24 protein-coding genes are annotated in these 19,434 nt (G+C 42.5%); 4 read left to right on the forward strand and 20 right to left on the reverse strand.

Annotated features, from left to right (window positions below; translation table 11 throughout):
- Nucleotides 1–12: 12 nt before the first annotated feature.
- The 11 genes from ICN26_RS10665 to ICN26_RS10715 form a co-directional block, all read right to left on the reverse strand.
- Entirely contained in the window at nucleotides 13–417 is a 405-nt protein-coding gene (locus ICN26_RS10665) for a translational machinery protein (protein WP_216268360.1), read from the reverse strand.
- A 50-nt stretch (nucleotides 418–467) separates the two neighbouring features.
- Entirely contained in the window at nucleotides 468–734 is a 267-nt protein-coding gene (locus tag ICN26_RS10670; protein WP_216268361.1) for a DUF1488 family protein, read from the reverse strand.
- 95 nt (nucleotides 735–829) lie between these two features.
- Entirely contained in the window at nucleotides 830–1,642 is an 813-nt protein-coding gene (locus tag ICN26_RS10675; RefSeq protein ID WP_216268362.1) for a spermine/spermidine synthase domain-containing protein, read from the reverse strand.
- A 17-nt stretch (nucleotides 1,643–1,659) separates the two neighbouring features.
- Nucleotides 1,660–1,944, reverse strand: coding sequence for a cupin domain-containing protein (locus tag ICN26_RS10680; RefSeq protein WP_216268363.1), 285 nt, complete (start codon nucleotides 1,942–1,944; stop codon nucleotides 1,660–1,662).
- 55 nt (nucleotides 1,945–1,999) lie between these two features.
- Nucleotides 2,000–2,926 carry a hydroxymethylglutaryl-CoA lyase gene (locus tag ICN26_RS10685; RefSeq protein ID WP_216268364.1) on the reverse strand — a complete coding sequence of 309 codons (927 nt, stop codon included), beginning with the start codon at nucleotides 2,924–2,926 and terminating at the stop codon, nucleotides 2,000–2,002.
- A 15-nt stretch (nucleotides 2,927–2,941) separates the two neighbouring features.
- Nucleotides 2,942–4,147 (reverse strand): CaiB/BaiF CoA transferase family protein, encoded by a 1,206-nt coding sequence (locus ICN26_RS10690; RefSeq protein WP_216268365.1) that lies wholly within the window; start codon nucleotides 4,145–4,147, stop codon nucleotides 2,942–2,944.
- A 69-nt stretch (nucleotides 4,148–4,216) separates the two neighbouring features.
- The gene (locus tag ICN26_RS10695; RefSeq protein WP_216268366.1) at nucleotides 4,217–5,518 is read right to left on the reverse strand and encodes a lipase family protein; all 1,302 of its coding nucleotides are present in this window, start codon (nucleotides 5,516–5,518) and stop codon (nucleotides 4,217–4,219) included.
- A 20-nt stretch (nucleotides 5,519–5,538) separates the two neighbouring features.
- On the reverse strand, nucleotides 5,539–6,192 hold the full coding sequence (locus ICN26_RS10700; protein ID WP_216268367.1) for a cupin domain-containing protein: 654 nt from the start codon (nucleotides 6,190–6,192) through the stop codon (nucleotides 5,539–5,541).
- 67 nt (nucleotides 6,193–6,259) lie between these two features.
- Complete coding sequence (gene leuD, locus ICN26_RS10705) at nucleotides 6,260–6,901, reverse strand: 3-isopropylmalate dehydratase small subunit (protein WP_216268368.1); 642 nt, start codon at nucleotides 6,899–6,901, stop codon at nucleotides 6,260–6,262.
- Nucleotides 6,894–8,315 carry a 3-isopropylmalate dehydratase large subunit gene (leuC, locus tag ICN26_RS10710; protein ID WP_216268369.1) on the reverse strand — a complete coding sequence of 474 codons (1,422 nt, stop codon included), beginning with the start codon at nucleotides 8,313–8,315 and terminating at the stop codon, nucleotides 6,894–6,896. The genes leuD and leuC overlap by 8 nt, the downstream gene beginning before the upstream one ends.
- Entirely contained in the window at nucleotides 8,312–9,214 is a 903-nt protein-coding gene (locus ICN26_RS10715) for an alpha/beta fold hydrolase (protein WP_216268370.1), read from the reverse strand. The genes leuC and ICN26_RS10715 overlap by 4 nt, the downstream gene beginning before the upstream one ends.
- Before the next feature lie 201 nt (nucleotides 9,215–9,415).
- On the opposite strand from ICN26_RS10715, the gene ICN26_RS10720 reads away from it, so the two are divergent.
- A complete protein-coding gene (locus tag ICN26_RS10720; RefSeq protein ID WP_216268371.1) occupies nucleotides 9,416–10,072 on the forward strand; it encodes a DsbA family oxidoreductase in 657 nt (218 codons plus the stop codon).
- A gap of 168 nt (nucleotides 10,073–10,240) precedes the next feature.
- On the opposite strand, the gene ICN26_RS10725 is transcribed toward ICN26_RS10720, so the two are convergent.
- The 5 genes from ICN26_RS10725 to ICN26_RS10745 all read right to left on the reverse strand — a co-directional run bounded on the left by ICN26_RS10725 (nucleotide 10,241) and on the right by ICN26_RS10745 (nucleotide 14,143).
- Nucleotides 10,241–11,275: an STAS-like domain-containing protein gene (locus ICN26_RS10725; RefSeq protein ID WP_216268372.1), complete on the reverse strand. Its 1,035-nt coding sequence runs from the start codon at nucleotides 11,273–11,275 to the stop codon at nucleotides 10,241–10,243.
- Nucleotides 11,276–11,413: 138 nt separating this feature from the next.
- Nucleotides 11,414–11,560: a hypothetical protein gene (locus ICN26_RS10730; RefSeq protein ID WP_216268373.1), complete on the reverse strand. Its 147-nt coding sequence runs from the start codon at nucleotides 11,558–11,560 to the stop codon at nucleotides 11,414–11,416.
- A gap of 145 nt (nucleotides 11,561–11,705) precedes the next feature.
- The gene (locus tag ICN26_RS10735) at nucleotides 11,706–12,278 is read right to left on the reverse strand and encodes a hypothetical protein (protein ID WP_216268374.1); all 573 of its coding nucleotides are present in this window, start codon (nucleotides 12,276–12,278) and stop codon (nucleotides 11,706–11,708) included.
- Nucleotides 12,279–12,557: 279 nt separating this feature from the next.
- Complete coding sequence (locus ICN26_RS10740; protein ID WP_255534478.1) at nucleotides 12,558–13,424, reverse strand: nucleotidyl transferase AbiEii/AbiGii toxin family protein; 867 nt, start codon at nucleotides 13,422–13,424, stop codon at nucleotides 12,558–12,560.
- Between the two features lie 74 nt (nucleotides 13,425–13,498).
- A complete protein-coding gene (locus tag ICN26_RS10745; protein WP_223146604.1) occupies nucleotides 13,499–14,143 on the reverse strand; it encodes a DUF6088 family protein in 645 nt (214 codons plus the stop codon).
- 112 nt (nucleotides 14,144–14,255) lie between these two features.
- Here ICN26_RS10745 and ICN26_RS10750 point away from each other — a divergent pair, with 112 nt between their 5' ends.
- The gene (locus tag ICN26_RS10750; protein ID WP_216268375.1) at nucleotides 14,256–15,548 is read left to right on the forward strand and encodes a hypothetical protein; all 1,293 of its coding nucleotides are present in this window, start codon (nucleotides 14,256–14,258) and stop codon (nucleotides 15,546–15,548) included.
- Between the two features lie 537 nt (nucleotides 15,549–16,085).
- On the opposite strand, the gene ICN26_RS10755 is transcribed toward ICN26_RS10750, so the two are convergent.
- Nucleotides 16,086–16,481, reverse strand: coding sequence for a COG4315 family predicted lipoprotein (locus tag ICN26_RS10755; protein WP_216268376.1), 396 nt, complete (start codon nucleotides 16,479–16,481; stop codon nucleotides 16,086–16,088).
- Between the two features lie 174 nt (nucleotides 16,482–16,655).
- On the reverse strand, nucleotides 16,656–17,135 hold the full coding sequence (locus ICN26_RS10760; protein WP_112314311.1) for an arsenate reductase ArsC: 480 nt from the start codon (nucleotides 17,133–17,135) through the stop codon (nucleotides 16,656–16,658).
- Nucleotides 17,136–17,240: 105 nt separating this feature from the next.
- Between ICN26_RS10760 and arsH the strand changes: the two genes are divergently transcribed.
- Nucleotides 17,241–17,954, forward strand: a complete 714-nt coding sequence (gene arsH, locus ICN26_RS10765; protein ID WP_216268377.1) for an arsenical resistance protein ArsH — start codon at nucleotides 17,241–17,243, stop codon at nucleotides 17,952–17,954.
- A gap of 278 nt (nucleotides 17,955–18,232) precedes the next feature.
- On the opposite strand, the gene ICN26_RS10770 is transcribed toward arsH, so the two are convergent.
- The gene (locus tag ICN26_RS10770) at nucleotides 18,233–18,463 is read right to left on the reverse strand and encodes a helix-turn-helix domain-containing protein (protein WP_216268378.1); all 231 of its coding nucleotides are present in this window, start codon (nucleotides 18,461–18,463) and stop codon (nucleotides 18,233–18,235) included.
- 123 nt (nucleotides 18,464–18,586) lie between these two features.
- Between ICN26_RS10770 and ICN26_RS10775 the strand changes: the two genes are divergently transcribed.
- On the forward strand, nucleotides 18,587–19,036 hold the full coding sequence (locus tag ICN26_RS10775) for a bactofilin family protein (protein ID WP_216268379.1): 450 nt from the start codon (nucleotides 18,587–18,589) through the stop codon (nucleotides 19,034–19,036).
- Between the two features lie 106 nt (nucleotides 19,037–19,142).
- On the opposite strand, the gene ICN26_RS10780 is transcribed toward ICN26_RS10775, so the two are convergent.
- Nucleotides 19,143–19,421, reverse strand: a complete 279-nt coding sequence (locus ICN26_RS10780) for an HU family DNA-binding protein (protein WP_216268380.1) — start codon at nucleotides 19,419–19,421, stop codon at nucleotides 19,143–19,145.
- Nucleotides 19,422–19,434 lie beyond the last annotated feature (13 nt).

A 19,434-nucleotide genomic window follows, 5' to 3' on the forward strand; every position in this document is an offset into this window, starting at 1 on the left:
AGGGATAAATAATCAACCAGTAATAATGGTATCGCCTTTTAAGGCATCTACTTTGACAAAGTACTTTTTGGCATATGCCAATAGCTGACCATCACTTGGATGATCAACTGTTTCAATACCAACTATTTTTTCAGCAATAGCATGATCATGCTTAGTAGCATGTTTCATCAAATCCAATTTTGCAGAGCCTGGCCCCACAATCAAAATCTCTTTAGATTCTATGACCGCTTGAATAACTTCATGTAAGTAATGCTGATCTGGTTCAGCGCGCGCGCCACTGACGGAGCCGCTTTTATGATGAACGTTTTTATGCGTAGATCTAGTCTTGATGACTTCGCTCTCACTAGTAGTGGGGTTAAAGTAAATAACGTGTGCCTCTTGATGGTCAATCCAGATTACTGAGTGATTAAATGACATATATTTTTCTTTCTAGTTAAAAAACGGAATGCTTAATGCAGTAGAAATAATTAATCCAAAACTAAATCATGACTGAAAAGGTGCACGGCACCATCTACAGCATGACCATTCAGAATCTTTTGCTCAACTATCGAGAGTAGCTTTAATTGATGGGTTTTAAACAATTCCAATACATTTGTCTCAACACCTTCAGGGTCTAAGTCCTGAAGAGCTTCATAACTAAAGCTGCATTTGAGATCTTTGCCATCCAACACTGCCGGGTAAAAGACATCACCAGTTTCTAAAAGGGATGCGGGACCAACAAATTCAAGCTTCATATAGGTTCACTTTATTAAGAGTAGTCAAACAACGTTAATAGTCTGAACCCAATTAGGAAAGTGTACTTGATATAAATCAAAGAACCTATCTCTAACTAGCGAGAATCTAGCTTTCGCTGTGCCAAAAAGTTTTGAGCAGTTCTTGCTAAATGGATATCATGTTTTTTACTCAAGGCTGTAGATCGCCTTAGAAGATCCTCAGCAGGGATACTGAGACTTGGATCATTGCTCACAAATAGAATTTGATTCATTTGGTCATCCTCCGTAACCAATACCGACGGATAAGCAAAGCCTCGATCGATTCGCTTTTGATAAACTTGATTCAGGTCTGCCATACCAGAAAAATTAATAAGCAATAGACCACCTGGTTTTAAGCATGCTAGGCAGCTGGCATAAAAATCCTCGCTACAAAGTTGGGTCGCTTGCCCGAGCTTGTTATACCCATCAACCAGTAATACATCAAATGCTTCTTCGGTATCCCGTAAATAAGCTGCGCCATCTGTCTCCAGCACCTTAAAGTGACTACTATTTTCAGGCACATGGAACTTAGCTTTAAGTGCAATCACCTTAGGGTTATTTTCCAAAACTAAGATGGATGCTCTTGGCAAGTAATGGTGGCAATACTTAGCAAGCGAGCCTCCACCCAAACCAATCATGGCAATACTTTTAGGATCAGATTGGAACAGTAGAAAACCCATCATTGTTTCCGTATAACTCACCACCAAACGAATGGGTGCCCGCATATCCATCAGGCTTTGCGTGGATTCGCTATCAAAATAGAGCGCTTTGAAGTGATTGCTTTCAACGATATAGGGCTCGCCCTGTGTACCGTCAAACTTTTCCTTTAACTTGGATAGGCTTTCTTTGAAGAGCTGCAGACCCGTAGGGCTATTTTTTAGCCTAGACAATCAACGCTCGATACCAATCAATTACCTTCAGATCCATCTTTCCTACTTGCCAAGTATTGCACGCCATTACTTCCATAGCGCTCAGTATGAACTTGATTTGCTGACAGGTGAAACACATCCCCAGAAACATATATTGTTCTCACGCCATCAACCACTAGGTCAATTTGCCCAGAAACCACCAATGCCTTGACCTCGAAGGGATGTGTATGGGCATCCAGAAATCCGCCTGCCTCCTGCTCCACTAGGATTGGCTCCGGATATCCCCTCAAGACCAGCATACTTAAAAATTGATCTTTAGTCATCTGAGAAAGCTCAAACAAGCCCCCATCTATCAACTTCAATTTATACAAAAATGAATTAACGCAACTCACCAATATAAGCTGGGGCTGGATGTAAAACACAGCTACTACCAGCCTTAGCAACTTGCCCTGGCACGGGATGCCCAACAATCAAAGGAAGCTCACATGCTAAGTCGATTAATTTCTGGATGTTGATGCCCGTATCGTATCCCATGGCATCGAGCATATGAACAGCGTCTTCACTAGAGATGTTGCCGCTAGCACCTGGTGCATAGGGACATCCGCCCAAGCCACCTAGGGAGCCATCAAACCGAGTAATCCCGGACTGCACTGCAGCTAGCACGTTAGCCAAGCCCATTCCACGCGTATTGTGAAAATGAAAGGTCAGCTGCAGATCAGAAAACTTCTTCTGTAAATCATTTGCCATTGTCGCCACTTGTCCAGGATGCGCCATCCCGGTTGTGTCGCAAATAGAGACGCCACGTACACCCAAGTCTGCAAAGCGCCGCACCAAGTCCTCCACTACGCTTTGCGGTACATCGCCCTCCATGGGGCAACCAAAAGCAGTCGATAGCGAAACATTGATGGGAGTTCTGCCATCCACATACTGGATCACTTCAGCTAATCCAGCAAAACTTTTTTCTCGGCCCATGCGCAAATTAGCTAAGTTATGGGTTTCAGAAGCAGACATCACCAGATTGAATTCATCTGCGCGAGATTCAAAGGCGCGCTCCGCGCCACGCAGATTAGGCACTAAGACTGTATATTCAACGCCGGGTACACGCTTAATTCTACCCATAACCTCTTCTGCATCGCGTAGCATTGGAATAGCTTTAGGCGAGGTAAACGAGGTCACTTCAATCTTGGCAAATCCACACTGACTAAGCTCATCTACCAGCTTAACCTTGTCATCCGTAGGAATGAAATTGGGCTCAATCTGAAATCCGTCTCTAGTCACAACGTCATTGAAATAAATTCTAGTCATAAGATTGAATTGTTTTTAGGTTGATGATTTTTTAGTAAAGGCAATGCCACGCTCTTTTAAGGATGCCACCTGAGCCTCTGTTAAACCAATACTTTGTAAAATTTCATCCGTGTTTTCTCCAATATCCGGAGCCAGAGTTTTAATGGATCCAGGGGTACGTGAGAGCTTTGGCAGTACGCTTGGAACATCTAATTTAGCTCCATCGCGCATCTGAATATGTTCAATATTTCCACGGGCTTTGTAATGCGGGTCGCTAGCAATATCCGCTACGGTATATATTTTCCCTGCAGGAACGGCTACTGTATCAAGTAACTGTAGAGCTTGATCAGTCGTCATTGTTTGTGCCCAAACACCAATTGCCTGATCCAACTCTGCAACACGAGCCACCCTGCCATCATTATTTTCAAGTGCTAGGTCATTCGCTAAATCTGCTCTGCCAATCAAATTCATCAGGCGCTTAAAGATACTATCGCCGTTCCCAGCAACTAATACATAACCGCCATCAGCGCAAAGGTAGGCATTGCTCGGGGCAATGCCTGGCAGGGCGCTTCCACCTGCTTGCCGTACCTCTCCAAAAGCGCTGTATTCGGGTATCAAGCTTTCCATGCAATTAAAGACTGCTTCATATAAAGCAACATCAATTACCTGGCCCTTGCCACTCTGATGACGCTCTTGAAGTGCCAATAAAATTCCAATCACGCCATGTAATGATGCCAAGGTATCGCCGATGCTAACACCAACACGAACAGGCACTCTTCCTGGCTCAGCAGTTAAATGTCGCAAGCCACCCATCGCCTCTGCAACTACACCAAATCCCGGCTTATCTCGATAAGGTCCAGTTTGACCGTAACCACTAATTCTTAAAACAATCAACTTAGGATTGAGCTCAAGTAATTTCTCTGGATCAAGCCCCCAACCCTCTAAAGTGCCCGGTCGAAAATTCTCGATCAATACATCTGCTTCTTTAATTAAGGTGCGAACAATTTCTTGGGCTTCGGCTTGCTTTAAATCTAATGAGAGAGAGCGCTTATTGCGGGACTGAACCTGCCACCAGACTGAAGTGCCCTCCTTGAGCAAGCGCCATTTACGTAAGGCATCACCTACTTTTGGTGACTCAATCTTGATGACATCGGCACCAAAATCACCCAGCGTTTTAGCGGCAAATGGTCCAGCGATTAGCTGGCCCATCTCAATCACTTTTAACTTGGCTAATGGCTCCATATTGATCCTTGATTAGGCTATGTTTTAATAAATTATGCTCTTTTAGCCTGCTTAGGATTAAGCACCTAACTAATTTGCTGGACATCCATTTGCTAACTGCTTTCCAGCAATCCGATCTTTAATCCAAGCTAGATACATTGGGGCTGAGACACTAGGAGTAGTAAAGTGGGTTTGCTCTCCTGGCAACTGGACTCTCTGTACATTTGCACCTATAGTGCACATCTGCTTTTGATACAGCTCATGCTCGATTGGGGGAACTGCAGTATCTTTGGTGCCCCAGTAGATAACGACTGGGGCTACAGGCTTCACTGGCTTCACACTCCCATCAATTAATGCCTTCACCCAAGCCAAGGAGTTGCTAGCCTGTGGCTTCAGTAAAGACTTGTACTTATCTCCATAGGCATAGTTAAAAGAGTCTGCCATCACATGGACACATTTATTGCTAGCCAATTTATCCACAAACTTTGCACCCTCATCCGTCAGAATATCTGTCAACTTGAGATGTGGATATGCGGCTTGAGTACCCCAAAGACCCATCACATAGTGCGCAAATAAAAATATGTTTGGGACGTTAGCCTGAGTAAATCCATTGATCAATTTATTCGCCCCAAGCTCATCAGTCGGTGGGTTGCGGAGCATAGCTGCTTGATCATCTGGCGCCAAGCCAACAAAACCAAGGTATTGAAGATTGTCTGCGACAGTGCCTGGAAGGGTCTGATAGTCAGGCAGACTTGCAGCAGCAAGAATTGCTCCACCACCTTGCGACCAGCCATAAGCAATCGCCTTCTTACCAGCACCTAGCTCTTTCATTGAGCTTGCTGCTCTTAGAGAATTAATCACATCCCTACCATTGGTTGCCGCAACAGCATATTGATGCTTACCGCCACCACCCAACCCTTGATAATCCGTGGCAACGATCACATAACCTTCCTTAATGAATTGCTCAACATTCGGAATACCGTAGTCAGTCCAAGAGTTTCCATCCGCCAAGAAATATTCATTTAAAGGAGCGGTTGGATCAATAATTTGGGAAGGGCCGCAATTTTGAGCTGAACCCGTAGTACCGTGTGCCCAAGCCAAAATGGGTCTCCCTTCTTTTGGGGCAACCCCCAGAGGGGTAATAGCAACCCCAGTAGCAATAGTCTTGCGCTCACCCACATCAGATGAAATATAAGCAATTCTCCATGCTTGCGCACCCTTCACTGATGTTTTAATTTTCTCTTGCTTTACGATTTGCCCCAATTTTCCTTCGGGGCTCATTTTTGTTACGGCTTCATAAAATGGAGGAAGTGGTGGATCTGCTTGTGCGCACGAGGGAGTTAAGCCAATTAAAAATAGGGGGAATAAAAATACTTTGAATAAATTTTTCATAAAAAATTCCGTAAACACAATCAATCTAATAAATGCCCAGTCTTAACAAATATAGTACATCCCTCTTTGCTGAAAGGCTGATGCAAACTTAGATGAGGGCTCCTGATCCAGGATCCAGCTGGATAACGTCCATGTTCATCTTCAAACACACCATCCACCACAAAGATTTCTTCGCCACCATAGTGCTTATGTGGATTGAAATAGGTTTGGGGAGCCCATTGCACCAAAGTTGAGCCATTGCCCTGCCGCATGAGTGGCATTACATGAAGGCCAGGCACCATGCCTTGATGCCAAGGGGCTTTTTTTGTATCGATGAGCTCTCGTTCCACATGCTCAACGCCAAGATGTCGTAGTTTCACAAAAAGAGTGCAGCCAGTTTTACTGTGAGGTGCATGAGAGGACCCAGGGGGATTCATGATGTAGGTGCCAGCCGGATAATCGCCGGTTTCATCGCTAAATACCCCATCCAGCACTAATATCTCTTCACCAAATTCATGGGTGTGCGTTGGAAAATGAGCATTAGGTAAATAACGAACGATCGAGGTTGCTTTTGCAATTTCATCGCCAATACGATCAAGCATGCGTCTCTCAATACCTGCTTCAGGGCTAGGAACCCAAGGTAAATCATGGTGATTAATCACGACTCTCTTGCTATAGTCAGAGTTGATATTCATTTATTACATTCAGATATTTCAAATGATACAAAGCATAGCAAGCAATTGAATCTGACGCTGAGTAAACTCAATTTAACCTATCCATAGTTTTTCTTGCAACATCCTTTACCCAGGGTTGCTCATTCCAGTGCTCTTGGGCAAAGGCATCAATTTCTGTCTTGTACTTTAAGGTAAGACCAATCACATCCAAACCTTCCAAGAACATACGGCGATGCCTTGCTGACATGACAAATGTGAACTCATGATGAAGAGTGCGAACCGTGAGATTCTCAATATCAATATCGAGACTCATTGGTGCGCCCTTGTCATCAGCCTCTTTCATTAGGGCTTGCACTTGATCTTCAGGCAAAACAGCCAACAATAAGCCATTCCCCATTGCATTGGAGTAGAAGATTTCTGCAAAGCTAGAAGCAATGACTGCCTTAAACCCAAACTGCTGCATTCCCCAAACAGCGTGTTCACGACTAGAGCCACATCCATAGTTTGGACCTGTAATCAAAACATCAGTTCTCTCATAAGCAGGCTGATTCAAAAAGAAGTTTTGTTTTGGGTTTCCATACTCATCAAAGCGCAGATCATAAAATAAACCCTGTGCTAAGCCAGCCTTATCGATACCGCGCAAAAACTGCTTTGGCATTACTTGATCGGTATCGAAATTAGCAATGTGCAATGCGGCAGCATGACCATGAATTTTGGATAGCTTATGCATTTACAGCTCCTTGTAATTTACGCACATCCGTAATCTTGCCGGTAACTGCGGCAGCAGCGGCCATAGCAGGACTCATCAAATGGGTAATTGCGCCTCTACCTTGACGACCTTCAAAGTTCCGATTAGTTGTAGAAGCACAGCGTATGCCAGCAGCCAGAACATCATCATTCATAGCAAGGCACATAGAACAACCAGGCTTGCGCCATTCAAAACCAGCAGCAATGAGCTTGTCAGCAATCCCCTCTTTTTCAGCTTGGGCTTTAACAGCGCCAGAGCCAGGCACAACCATGGCTCGAACACCAGATGCTACTTTGCGATCGCCGATTACGGCAAGCACGTTCCGCAAGTCTTCAATGCGCCCGTTAGTGCAAGAACCGATAAAGACGTGGTCAATTGGTGTGCCCTCCAATGTTTGACCATCAGATAACTTGGTATATCTCAACGCTTGTTCAAGACTCAGCTTATCTAGCGGATCCTTAATAGAATCCTTTTGAGGAATTGAGTCATTAATGGCAATCGCTTGATCTGGACTGGTTCCCCAAGTGACAAAGGGCGCCATATCACTTGCATCGAATTCATATTCTTTTTCAAACTGAGCATCTTTATCGGAATATAAGTCTGCCCAATACGCTAATGCACGGTCCCTCATCTCGCCCACAATATCAGGACATCTTGCTAATACGTAATCAATCGCTGTTTGATCTGGTGCAATTAAAGCTCCTCGAGCACCTGCCTCCACTGCCATATTGCATAAAGTAAAGCGCGCCTCAGTACTCAAATCTTTTAATGCAGATCCGCTAAACTCCACTACGTAGCCAATTGCACCCTTAGCACCAATCTGACTAATGATGTTCAATATCATGTCTTTAGAGGTGGTACCCACTGGCAATGTGCCACTGATCTTGATGTGCATATTTTTAGCTAAGCGGTATACCAAAGTTTGTGTAGCCAACACGTGCTCAACTTCGGATGTGCCAATACCGAAACCTAGGGCTCCTAAGGCTCCGTAGGTAGTAGTGTGACTATCGCCACAAATGATCACCATCCCCGGACGTACCATGCCATGCTCAGGGGATACGACATGTTCAATACCTTGTAATGGATGATTAGTATCAAACAAAGGGATATTGTGCTTCACACAATTCTTCTTTAGGTTGAGAGCTTGCAATGAAGAGGCTGGATCAGCAATCTTTCTGGGCATTTCATTATGGGTGGGGATGATGTGACTTATAACAGAGATGTTCTGCCCCGGAATAAGCACTCCACGACCTTTTTCATCGAGACCTGAAAACGCTTGTGGACTCGTATATTCATTCATCAAATGTAAATCGCAGAAGAGCAGCACATTCTCCTCATCCAACTTCACTACCGTATGAGAATCCACTAATTTTTGATACAGGGTTTTAGCGCTCATAAACTATCCCGATTTAAAAATGTCGTCACTTTTTCCAGCAGAATCTCTGGAGCCTCCTCTGGAAGATAATGCCCGCATGGCAAGGTCTCACCAACCACACTTCGACAAATCGCCTGCCACTCCTCTAGGGGCTTAAAGCATTTATCAACAACTCCATCTGCACCCCAAAGTACCATCGTTGGCATCTCCAACTTCCTACCAGCTGCAATATCTTCGCGATCATGAATCAAATCAATTCCAGCTGCAGCGCGGTAATCCTCACACATGCCATGAGCAGCTCCAGGCAAGGCAATACAACGCATGTATTCAGCTAAAGCCCTAGGATCAAAGGGCTTGAGTCCGGCATGGCGCCTTCCCATTAAATCCCGAATATAAGCGGCAGGATCCGCCTCAATTAGTCGCTCTGGTAGAGGAAAAGGCTGTATTAAAAAGAACCAGTGCCAGTAGGCTTTGGCAAATGCATCATTAGTTTTTTCATACATAGAGAGCGTTGGAGCAATATCGAGCATGATCAAGCTTCTGACTGATTCGGCATGGTCCATTGCTAGACGATGAGCGACTCGCGCACCGCGATCGTGCGCCAGCACATCAAAACGATTAAATCCAAGTTGCTGCATTACTTCCACTTGATCCTGCGCCATCACTCTCTTTGAATAATTACCATGATCACTTGTACCCTGTGGCTTAGAAGAGTCACCATAACCCCGTAAGTCCGTCATTACTAATGTGTGCTTCTTCATGAGCTCTGGCGCAACCTTATGCCAAATGGCGTGGGTTTGGGGATGTCCATGCAGCAGCAATAGTGGTGAGCCAGTCCCACCCACATGGCCAGCAATCTGAACCCCATTCACCTCAAAAACACGTGCCTGAAATCCAGAAAACAATGCATCTAATGACATAAGTACCATTCGTATATTGATTTAAGCTACAGTAATACTAAGCTGATTTATCTATGCCTTTAAGCTGAATGTAGTCCAAAAATACCAACCCTAGAGGTGGGATTAATGTTGCTGGTGAGGCTACTAGAACCCCAACTCTAGCACCACATTCGAAAGTTAATATTTCAATCCCAATAACTTGGCTTCTGTAGAATAAAGCGCATGAAACCAACAATCAAAATTGACTATGTATCGGATGTTGCTTGCCCTTGGTGTGCCGTAGGCTTAGGCAATCTTAATCAGGCAATTGCCCAATTAAGTGATAAAGCAAATTTTGAAGTTCATTTTCGACCCTTTGAGCTCAACCCGAAGATGCCCTTAGGTGGTCAAGACGCCATTGAACATCTCACCGAAAAATATGGCTTAACCGTAGAACAGGTCCAAGCTAACCAAGCTAATATACGAACGAAAGCTTCAGAAGCAGGATTTGAGTTTCATCCGGAAGGACGGAAAAGGGTTTACAACACCTTTGATTGTCATCGTCTTTTGTATTGGGCCGCGAAAGAATACAGCTTGCAAAAACAAGCCGAGCTTAAAAAAGAATTACTCATTACTTACTTTTGCCTTGCCGTAAATTTAGATGATCAAGATAACCTGGTAGATGCAGTAATGCGTGCCGGATTAGATAAAGACCGAGCTCGAGAAATACTCAAAGGCAAAGAGTTTACTGACGAAGTGCGTGAAGAACAATCTACCTATACAGGCGCTGGTATCAGTTCTGTTCCTTCGATTATTCTTGATAACCAGCATCTTTTACAAGGAGCTCAGCCTCCTGAGTCATTTATGAATGCATTTGAGCAACTAATTCAAAAGAGCTAAAAGACAAAACCCCTACCATTGCTGATGAGGGTTTGCTTTTCTGGTGGGCCCACCAGGACTTGAACCTGGGACCAAAGGATTCCGGTTTGTGTAGCTTTCACTACTCCCTTGACTATGCCTTCATCATATCGATTGCTCGACTTAGCTGGATGCCGTCTTGTTTCTACCCTAAATGCTTTGAGCAGCCTTAATCATTTTTTTAACCTCTAAGCTCTCATTAATAGGGTGAATGGTAATTTGCGGATTTTGTTTAATAAAAACACGAAACACTTCGTCCGCAAATGCCTGACCAATTGATTCAACACCTTTAAAATCTAATAGTACAGTCTTAAAACGATCAACACGATTTAAAATTCGCTTCGCCTGCGAACGCGAAATAAGTTGCCCACCTTCATATAGAGCCAACTTCACTGGAACAACGGTTTTATTAAACGCGTAATCTTCATCTTCCGTACCGCTAAAACTATCAAATACCGTACGTAGTACTCTTTCTGAATTAAGCGCTATTTTCATGACAACCCTGGTTCCTTGATGACTGTTTTCGTTATGAAGTAAAAAATCTATTCCCGAACCATCAGCATGCGTAAAGACTAAATCACCAGAGAAAATAAAGAATTCATCGAACGCACGGGATGAGAAAAAGATTCCTTGCCCAGTATGATTTCGTGGATCGGTAGTGAGCTTTCCTTTGCTCAACTCCAAAATAGACTCGCGTGGATCATGTAACTTCAATAATCTAGCAATATGGTTAAAAATTCCCTCGCCATTATCAACAATTGATATTGAAACAAAATCAGGCGTTCTTTCTACATGAATATAGACCTCAGTACCTTCTGAATGATCAATGGCATTGTTTAGCATTTCAGTAAAACCGTAATGGCAAATATTGGCAATTTCTTTAGGCAAGCCATTAAATATTTCACTAAAGTCACGTGAATAGACTTCAGACTCCTCCAGCCCACTTAATTTAAATAGGCCATCATGAAATCGTTTTACGCCTAACTGATATACACGCGCCTTCGTGCTGCCGCTGGAAGCTAAAAATCCATCCTTAACTAACGCTGCAAAATGAGCATGGATAGCCTGCCTTGTAAGGCCAAACCTTTCCATTGCGGCATGAGCTAAATCGAGTTGATTGGCTTTAACGCCATCTACCAAGAACTGACGTATTTCTTGGGAGCGCTTTGTATTGGCAAATTTCATATCTATTTTTGTAAAGTTTTGTGAAATTATTGTAAAGTTTTATTAAATTATTGTAAAGTTTTTCGTCAAGGATTGACAAGAAACCCTGAATAAATAGTACTTATATGCGCCCTGAGGCCCTTTTAACCCTATTCACCGCTAAATCAAGTGAGTCTCTTTGGTAGTAGAGCGTATCCACTTGTTATCCACCTTATAGCGACATTGCCACACGGCGCTATGCTCGCGCTGATAGAGGGTTAGGTTACGGTGTATGAGTTGATGTGTACTTTCTTTTTTAGTTGCCATACACATACTTTAGCTTCTGACGCTAGGCTAGAGCAAGCTGATTGGAGCAAAAACAGGGGTCAATTTAGCCAAAAGAAAGTGTGGCTATTTTTGGTGATTATTGGGGAGATTGCGGGGAACGAGCGTAACTTAAAGTAACGCTTATCTATGATGTGCCAATTGCTATTTCTATTTGAGATATTTTTTCAAGATAAAAATCTAGACCAATTGCTGCAATGATATGCGGGGTTTCGGTAGAAATATCTTTACCTGCACATATTTTAGGCGGATCAAATTTTTTCCCACAATTGATTACCAAAATAATATGTAAAGAATCAATTTTGAATTCAATATCAAAATTTCCCTCTATTACTAAATTATCGGGCGCTTTTCCACCTTCAAGAATTCCTCTAATTATTTTTCCACCACCCAATCCGCCTGTAATTTTTGTATAACCTCCAGCCTTATCGGTAATCTGACGCATAGAATGCTCATCCGAATTTCTTGCTTGCATTAGGTAGGCTATTAAAGGATCTGAATTTCTAGCCGTGTTTATAGTATCAATTACCCTTTTAGCTCGCTTATCATTTTTATATAAATCTTTTAGCTTATTAAAGCCTCTATCTAAACTGTGTAGAAATTCTTTCCAATACTCTTCATGCTCCTCTAGATTAGATACTGAGGACATAAGCTCTATTAGCTCTTTAGCTTTCTCGAATTCTTTAATTTTTTTCTGCATACCTAATTATGGACAAAAAAATACCAACCCGAAGGTTGGTATTTTCATTTCTGGTGGGCCCACCAGGACTTGAACCTGGGACCAAAGGATTATGAGAGCAGACATCCAAAGAAAACCATTAGGATTTCAAGAGGTTACAGCGTCTCATTATCGGTGTGTGAGTATTTGTGTGACTAGATTAACAAGATCACAATAAACACAATCTCACTCTTTGGTTTTCCAAACCAAAGGAATTTTGGAGCAACCATCTAACACTTCGTTGCTCCAAAATGGATATACCTACAAAACCTTTAGATGCTGACTTATCCGATTTAATAGATCAGGAAAATTTGGCTGGCCTTTGTAATATAGGCTAGCTACTTTTTGATATTCTGATTCAAACAACTTTCGGTCTTCCGAATCACTCAGAAGAAAAGCTGGGTTTTGAGAAATGATTAAGTTATCGGACTTGGGAAAACGCTCTACCTTCCTAGTCTGATACCTATCAGTCTTAATAAATTCCAACACTGATGGGTAATCCAATAAACAATATACGTCGTAGTAATGCCTTAGGAAGTTCTTAGGAAATCCTTTGCCATCTTTGTATTGGCGATACTTCGTAGAGATGGTTTGCAGTTTTTCCACAAAAGTATATTCAGGCAAGTAACACAAGACATTTTTGGCTCTATTATCATCAATGTCTTTGACGTACTTAATTGCATAATCGTATGCCCATGATGAAATATCTACCGGCTGATTGGGTGCCGTATCGTCAAAGCCTAACTCTAATAAAACACCATCCTTTAAACCACCCAACGATGGCATTATTGATTGGTAATTTAAGCGGACCCCACCACTGCGCATTTTTTCTGAGTCATCAAATGCATGATCTCGCACAACATCTTGTATACCAAGAATCTTCAGTTCACTGGCAACCCAATCGTAAAAATCAGATCGAGATTTTATATGCGCTTCTTTATCTTGATTTTTGCCAGTCTTAACATCCATGCCTGCTGGCGGCTCAATGCGGATATCAATATCTTCGGAAAAGCGATGAATGAGCCCAAACCCCTTGGATAATGAAGTTCCGCCTTTCAATTCAAATGTAAATCCTTGTTGCTGCAATCCCCAAAGGCAATGCATGATCCAATAATCCTTTTCAACCAATGTGGGATCAATACCCATATTGTCTGATACAGTAGCAATCAGATCTTTGAAATCCTTATGTTCATGCAAAAGCACTAAGTACTCGCTCTCTGCGTATCACGCAACCAAGATGAAACCCGCTTCTTCGTTCTCCCTGCCCCATAAGCACTAACTGTTTTTTGCAATTTAGCAGTTTCAAACTTATTTAACTGCTTCTCTGCCTTAGCCAATACATCATCTTTATTCTCAGCAAGCGAATCTAGATTATTCAGTAGATCCACCAATAAGAATTCTTTATCCAGCTTTTTTGGAAAGCGCGGTTTTACCCGAAATTCAAAACTTCTATTACCCAATTTAAAGACGCCATGGCGTTTATGGTTATACACCACAGTCTTGTTATAGAGCTGGGTTGTTCCTAGACCCAAGGAGTTGTAGCTATTAGGTGAGAGCAACAAAAAGTTCTCGTCTTTTAAAAAAGCTTCTACTAGCTCACTGTCTTTCGGAGGCACCCTACCAAATACAGATGATTTGGGTGCGTAATATAGTCCTTGGGCAAGCTTTTCTAAATCACCTGCATCAACCAATTGTTTTAAATGACGATCAACTGCATTGGAGTCACCTAGAAGATCCTCTCTTCTATAGACATGACCCCTCTTAAGGTGCGAGCGAAGTCTCCCCAATGCGCTATTGCGCACTTCAGGCAAAGTACTTAAGGAGGCTTTTACTGGCTCTTTTTGCATGATTTTTTATTGAATTTTCATGCATATTAGCATAGGTAAACGATCTTAACAAGCGTTACTTAAAGTAACGCTCTCGCGTAATCTTCATAGAATTCCACTAAAGGAGGATCCCATGAAAACCACCCGTTTAGAGCTCTTTGAACAAGTTTGGGTTACACCCATGACTAAGCTTGCTAAAAATTTTGGTTGCAGCGATGTTGGGCTTCGTAAAGCTTGTATTAAGTTTGAGATTCCGCTGCCGCCACAGGGTCATTGGCAAAAACTACTTTACGGCAAAGGCTTTGCAAAACCTGAAATTCCAAGACCCAAATACAACCCCGAAATTGAAATTAATCCCGTAGCTATCAAGGTCGCGAGAGAGGCACATCAACGTGATAAGGCCATAGAGGAGGCCTTAGAAAAATCGCCAGAGCAAAAACTAAAACCTCTTAAAGATCTAACTAAGTTGCATCCACTCACCAAGAACATCTACGACTTAGCAACACGCTATCAACAGGCTATTGAAAAGCATCGTAAAAATGGCAACTCACGTTACAGATCTTTAGGTGACGATATGCCATACGAGGATAAAGGACGATTTCATTATCGGCCCTCAGATGGGTGCATTCCCATTTGCGCATCCTTTTCCACAATGTTTCGAAGTCTAAAAATCCTAGATCCAATTCTTAAAGCCTTGGCTGATGAAGGGTACAAATTCTTATTTGAGGAAAAAGATCGTTATAGACAGAAAGAATTCGCTATAGAAAAGGATGGCGAAAAGATGTATATCAATATTAGAGAGGGTTATTCGAAAACCAGCTTGTCAATCAAGAGTCAAAAGTTGCTTGAGAAGCTTGACGTTTATAGCGGCGACTACAGAAATTATCCCAATGGCGTTATTTACTTTGAGATTAAGCATGAGTTTAAATATTACCCTGAGATATTCAAGGACCAAAAACGCATCAAACTAGAGCAGCAAATGGATTTGGTTCTGCACTATCTTTTAGAAGCGCCAAGTGACATAAAAGCTGAACGGGAACGTCGATACAGGGAGCAAGTTGAATACGAGCGCAAAAAAGCCATAAGAATTCATAATGAAAACATAGTTACAAGTCAACACGCTCAACTTGATAAAGCCCTTCAAGAATCAAAACTTATTCAAGAACTACGCGAGTTAGAAAACTATCTAATTAGCATTGAAGCTGCCACCAATGATTTCTCAGATCAAGAAAAGAGATACGCAGAACATTGGCTCAATATTGTTCGACACTTTGCAGAAGAAAAGCATCCCCTGAAGAAAAGGGTAAATTTATTCAAGAAGCTTGCAACTGAACCAGAAGATCCATACAAATACTACTGGGCCAAGGAAGAGAAAAGCTATGTGGGAATTACTGAAGATGAGGATGCCGATGAAGAAGATTACTAATTTCAGGTTCAGTTAAATGTACTAATAGTTAAGATGCCCAAGCTAGAGCCATATATCTATTGGGGTCTAACGGTGATATGCGCTACACACCAACTACACAGAAAGAAAAACAACTTAGGAATTTCTCCCTAAGTCGTTGATTTCATTGGTGGGCCCACCAGGACTTGAACCTGGGACCAAAGGATTATGAGAGCAGACACCCAAGATAGACCTATATAAACAGGGGATCTGCGGGTGGTCAGTGTCGGTGTGTAAGCAAATGTGTAAGCAAATTCATGGATTTAAAGGAAGTAGCCTCTCACTCATTGGTTTTCAAAACCAAAGGAATTTTGGAGCAACCATCTAACACCTTATTGCTCCAAGGTACTTTTGAGGGATTGATAAGCGTGACTTAAAGTAACACTCACTTTTCTGGACGGTGGCTAACGACCCATATTAGACACCCAAAGAAAAACCACCCGAAGGTGGTTTTGGTATTTCTTGGTGGCCCGGTGTGGAATCGAACCAGAGCCTCAGGACACTAATCCTGAATAACTGTTACATCTTGATAATCTGCCAAGCACCCTCTGAGCGGCCATCACCAATCTTGTCCCCTGGTTTTGTGTCCTTGGCATAAAAATACAAAGGCATGCCATTAAAGGCTAACTGCTTTTTGCCATCATCGCGAGTAACGATTGAATAACCAGCAGAGACGGCAGGACTTCCATCAACTAATAGGGGCGGCCAATTCGTTGCGCACATGCCATTACAAACTGACTTGCCTGAACCGGCTACATCCTTGGTATAGATATACAAGGTCATATTGTTATTGCCTGCTAAAACGCCATCGTTAGCCTTAGTAAATGGTGCCAATGCCACTCCAGTCATTGAAGCGCAAGCGGCTAATGTAGCCGTAGCGATCAAAGCAATTAATACGCTCTTAATACGATTCATTTAGATCTCCTTTTAAGGTTATGTAAATACTCTACTGGTAATTTATGTTTAATGTGTGACGCGAGTAAAACTAAGGGGCTAGGCATGAAAAAACCGCCCGAAGGTGGTTTTGGTGTTTCTTGGTGGCCCGGCGTGGAATCGGTCAGAGCTGAGGATGCCTAATCCATTTAAGAATCAAGCCTTGGTATGAATCTCTTTTAAGCTCATTGAGTCCAGCTTATCTAGCGGCATAGATGCCAAGAGCTCGATACGCTTTTTCAAACCAATCATGACATCTTTAAACGCCTTACGCTTTTCTTCATCACTACCTTGAACTTGCGATGGATCAGGAAAGCCCCAGTGAGCTGTCGCTGGGTTACCGGGCCATACTGGACAGACTTCACCGGCGGCATTGTCACAAACAGTCACAATGAAATCCATCTTAGGGGCATCGGGCAAGCCATACTCATCCCAGCTCTTGCTTCTCAACTTGCTTTGATCGTAGCCCATTTCTTTAGTCAATTCAGCCGCAATTGGATTGACTGAAGTGCCAGGAGTTGATCCTGCGGAATATCCAACAAATAATCCACTTTGATGTGTAGATGCCAAAGCCTCTCCCAATACTGAGCGAGCGGAGTTGTGGGTACATAGAAAGAGAATGTTGTATTGCTTCATTTGGCTTAGATCCTACTTTTTGTTGATTGATTTTTGATTGTACGGAATCTACTTTGCTAATCTATGACAGTTTTATTACAGCCAATTACTCATTACACTCTACCTATGACCGACCTTCCTAATATCGACAAAGAACTCTTTCATAAGCCAAGTCTTGATGAAACTCACGGCAACTCTTTGTCTAGTCACCCACCTAAGATTTTGCTTTTATATGGATCATTGAGAGAGAGGTCCTTTAGTCGCCTTTTAGCAGAAGAAGCGGAACGCATATTAAAGGCGATGGGCTGTGAGACTAAGTTTTTTAATCCTCATGGATTGCCGCAAGTAGATGACGCTCCTGAAACACATCCCAAAGTAGTAGAACTCAGAGAACTTGTAGAGTGGTCGGAGGGAATGATTTGGAGTAGTCCAGAGCGCCATGGCGCTATGACAGGGCTGATGAAATCTCAAATCGATTGGATACCACTTAGCGTTGGCGCTGTCAGACCCTCTCAAGGTAAGACTTTAGCTTTATTACAAGTGAGCGGTGGTTCGCAATCTTTTAATGCGCTCAATCAAATGAGAGTTCTGGGCAGATGGATGCGGATGATCACGATTCCCAATCAATCATCCGTACCCAAAGCATTTCTAGAGTTTGATGACACCAATCGCATGAAGCCATCCGCAAACTATGATCGTGTAGTAGATGTGATGGAAGAGCTGGTTAAATTTACCTTATTGACTCGCTCAGTTTCAGGCTATTTGACTGATCGCTACAGTGAGCGAAAAGAAAGTGCTGAGGAATTATCAAAGCGGGTGAATCAAAGATCTAGCCAATAGATCACAATCGCGCCGTGCAATAAACCTTCTATCCTAGAAAACTAAACCCCTGTTAATGATTGACCATTTTCAGTAATAATAGATTTCAGACTTTAATTTAAATCTTCAAACTCAATCTCAGGTCCATCTTCCACCTGATAAGAGATAAGCTTAGACTTTCGATATATATCTTGAACCTTGGACATAGCTTCTCTCAAACTCTCTCCATGTATTCTGATCTTTGAGCTATGTGATCCACTTTCATCAAAATGACGAACTTTAATAGTCCAATACATTACTCAACCTATTGACTCACTTGAAGATAGAAACTGATCCTCTGAAAGGCCAAGATGATTGCCAATCTTCTTAGCAGCTTGTATTTTGATGTTCATTGTGTAAAAGGTGGAAAAACTTTCAGCTTCTTCAATCTCTCTTATGTGCCACTTTTTTAAGCAGACAGCTTTAGCAAGTTCTTCATAGCCCAAGCCTCTCTCCTCACGTGCTACCTTCAGCACTTCTTTGAGAATCACAATGACTACCTTAGTTTTAGGTGCTAGAAACATAGAGGCCGATTAAATAGTTGTCACAAACCGATGCTAGAGTAAGTAATTGACAGTTTTATTACTAATCATTAACTGAGAGCGGTAGTGACTATGTTTTTTAAAAAAGAGATAGAAGCGCCCCCAAATACACAATCAGAGATGATTCCTACTAAAGACTTGCCTCATAACGAGGAGATTGGTGAAGCAATCCAAAGTGCGCCAACTTTGCCAGAAGAGCAAAATATAAGGCGAGCAGGAAATCTAGTTGTTGGTGAGGGGGTTCGCTTAAGAGGCAGTTTCAGCGTCCCCAATAAAACCACCGTAACCGGGTTAATTGAAGGCAGCCTTGCTACGACAGAACTATTAGTTGAGAAAGAAGGTAGAGTCCAAGGCGAAGTCAATTGCCAATTAGCAGATATTGCTGGAAACGTTGAAAACGATCTTCAAGTACATATCGCCCTTACGATTCGGGCAAGCGCAGTCATTGCAGGCAATATTTTTTATCAAGAAATTACGATTGAAAAAGGTGCCAAGATTAGTGGCAAATTAGCCAGACTCTAACTGGACTTAGATAAGCTGGCTTAAAGTTACTCAAAGAGTCAGCCAATAATTCTCATTCCTCCAATCGATAAAGCACCCATTAAAGCCTCACTTTGCATCTATCAGATTAAGAATGATTAACCTGTCTTTTGAAAGCTGAGCTAGCTCTAAAGCCTACTGACTTCATGGCTGGGATTTGCACTGAGAGCCCAGTGGAAGGGTTGCGCCCCACTCGAGCACTTCGATTAACTTGGAGAAACGAACCCAGACCTCCAATCTGGACTACATCATTTGCGCTAACTGCCTCCACAATTCGATATACGATTGACTCCAATGCAAGCTTAGCAACAGTATCTGGGATATCTGCCCCGACTGCAATCAACTCTATTAGCTCTACTTTATTCATATGGCTTTTATTT

It is taken from the genome of Polynucleobacter hallstattensis (genome assembly GCF_018881835.1).
GTDB lineage: Bacteria > Pseudomonadota > Gammaproteobacteria > Burkholderiales > Burkholderiaceae > Polynucleobacter > Polynucleobacter hallstattensis.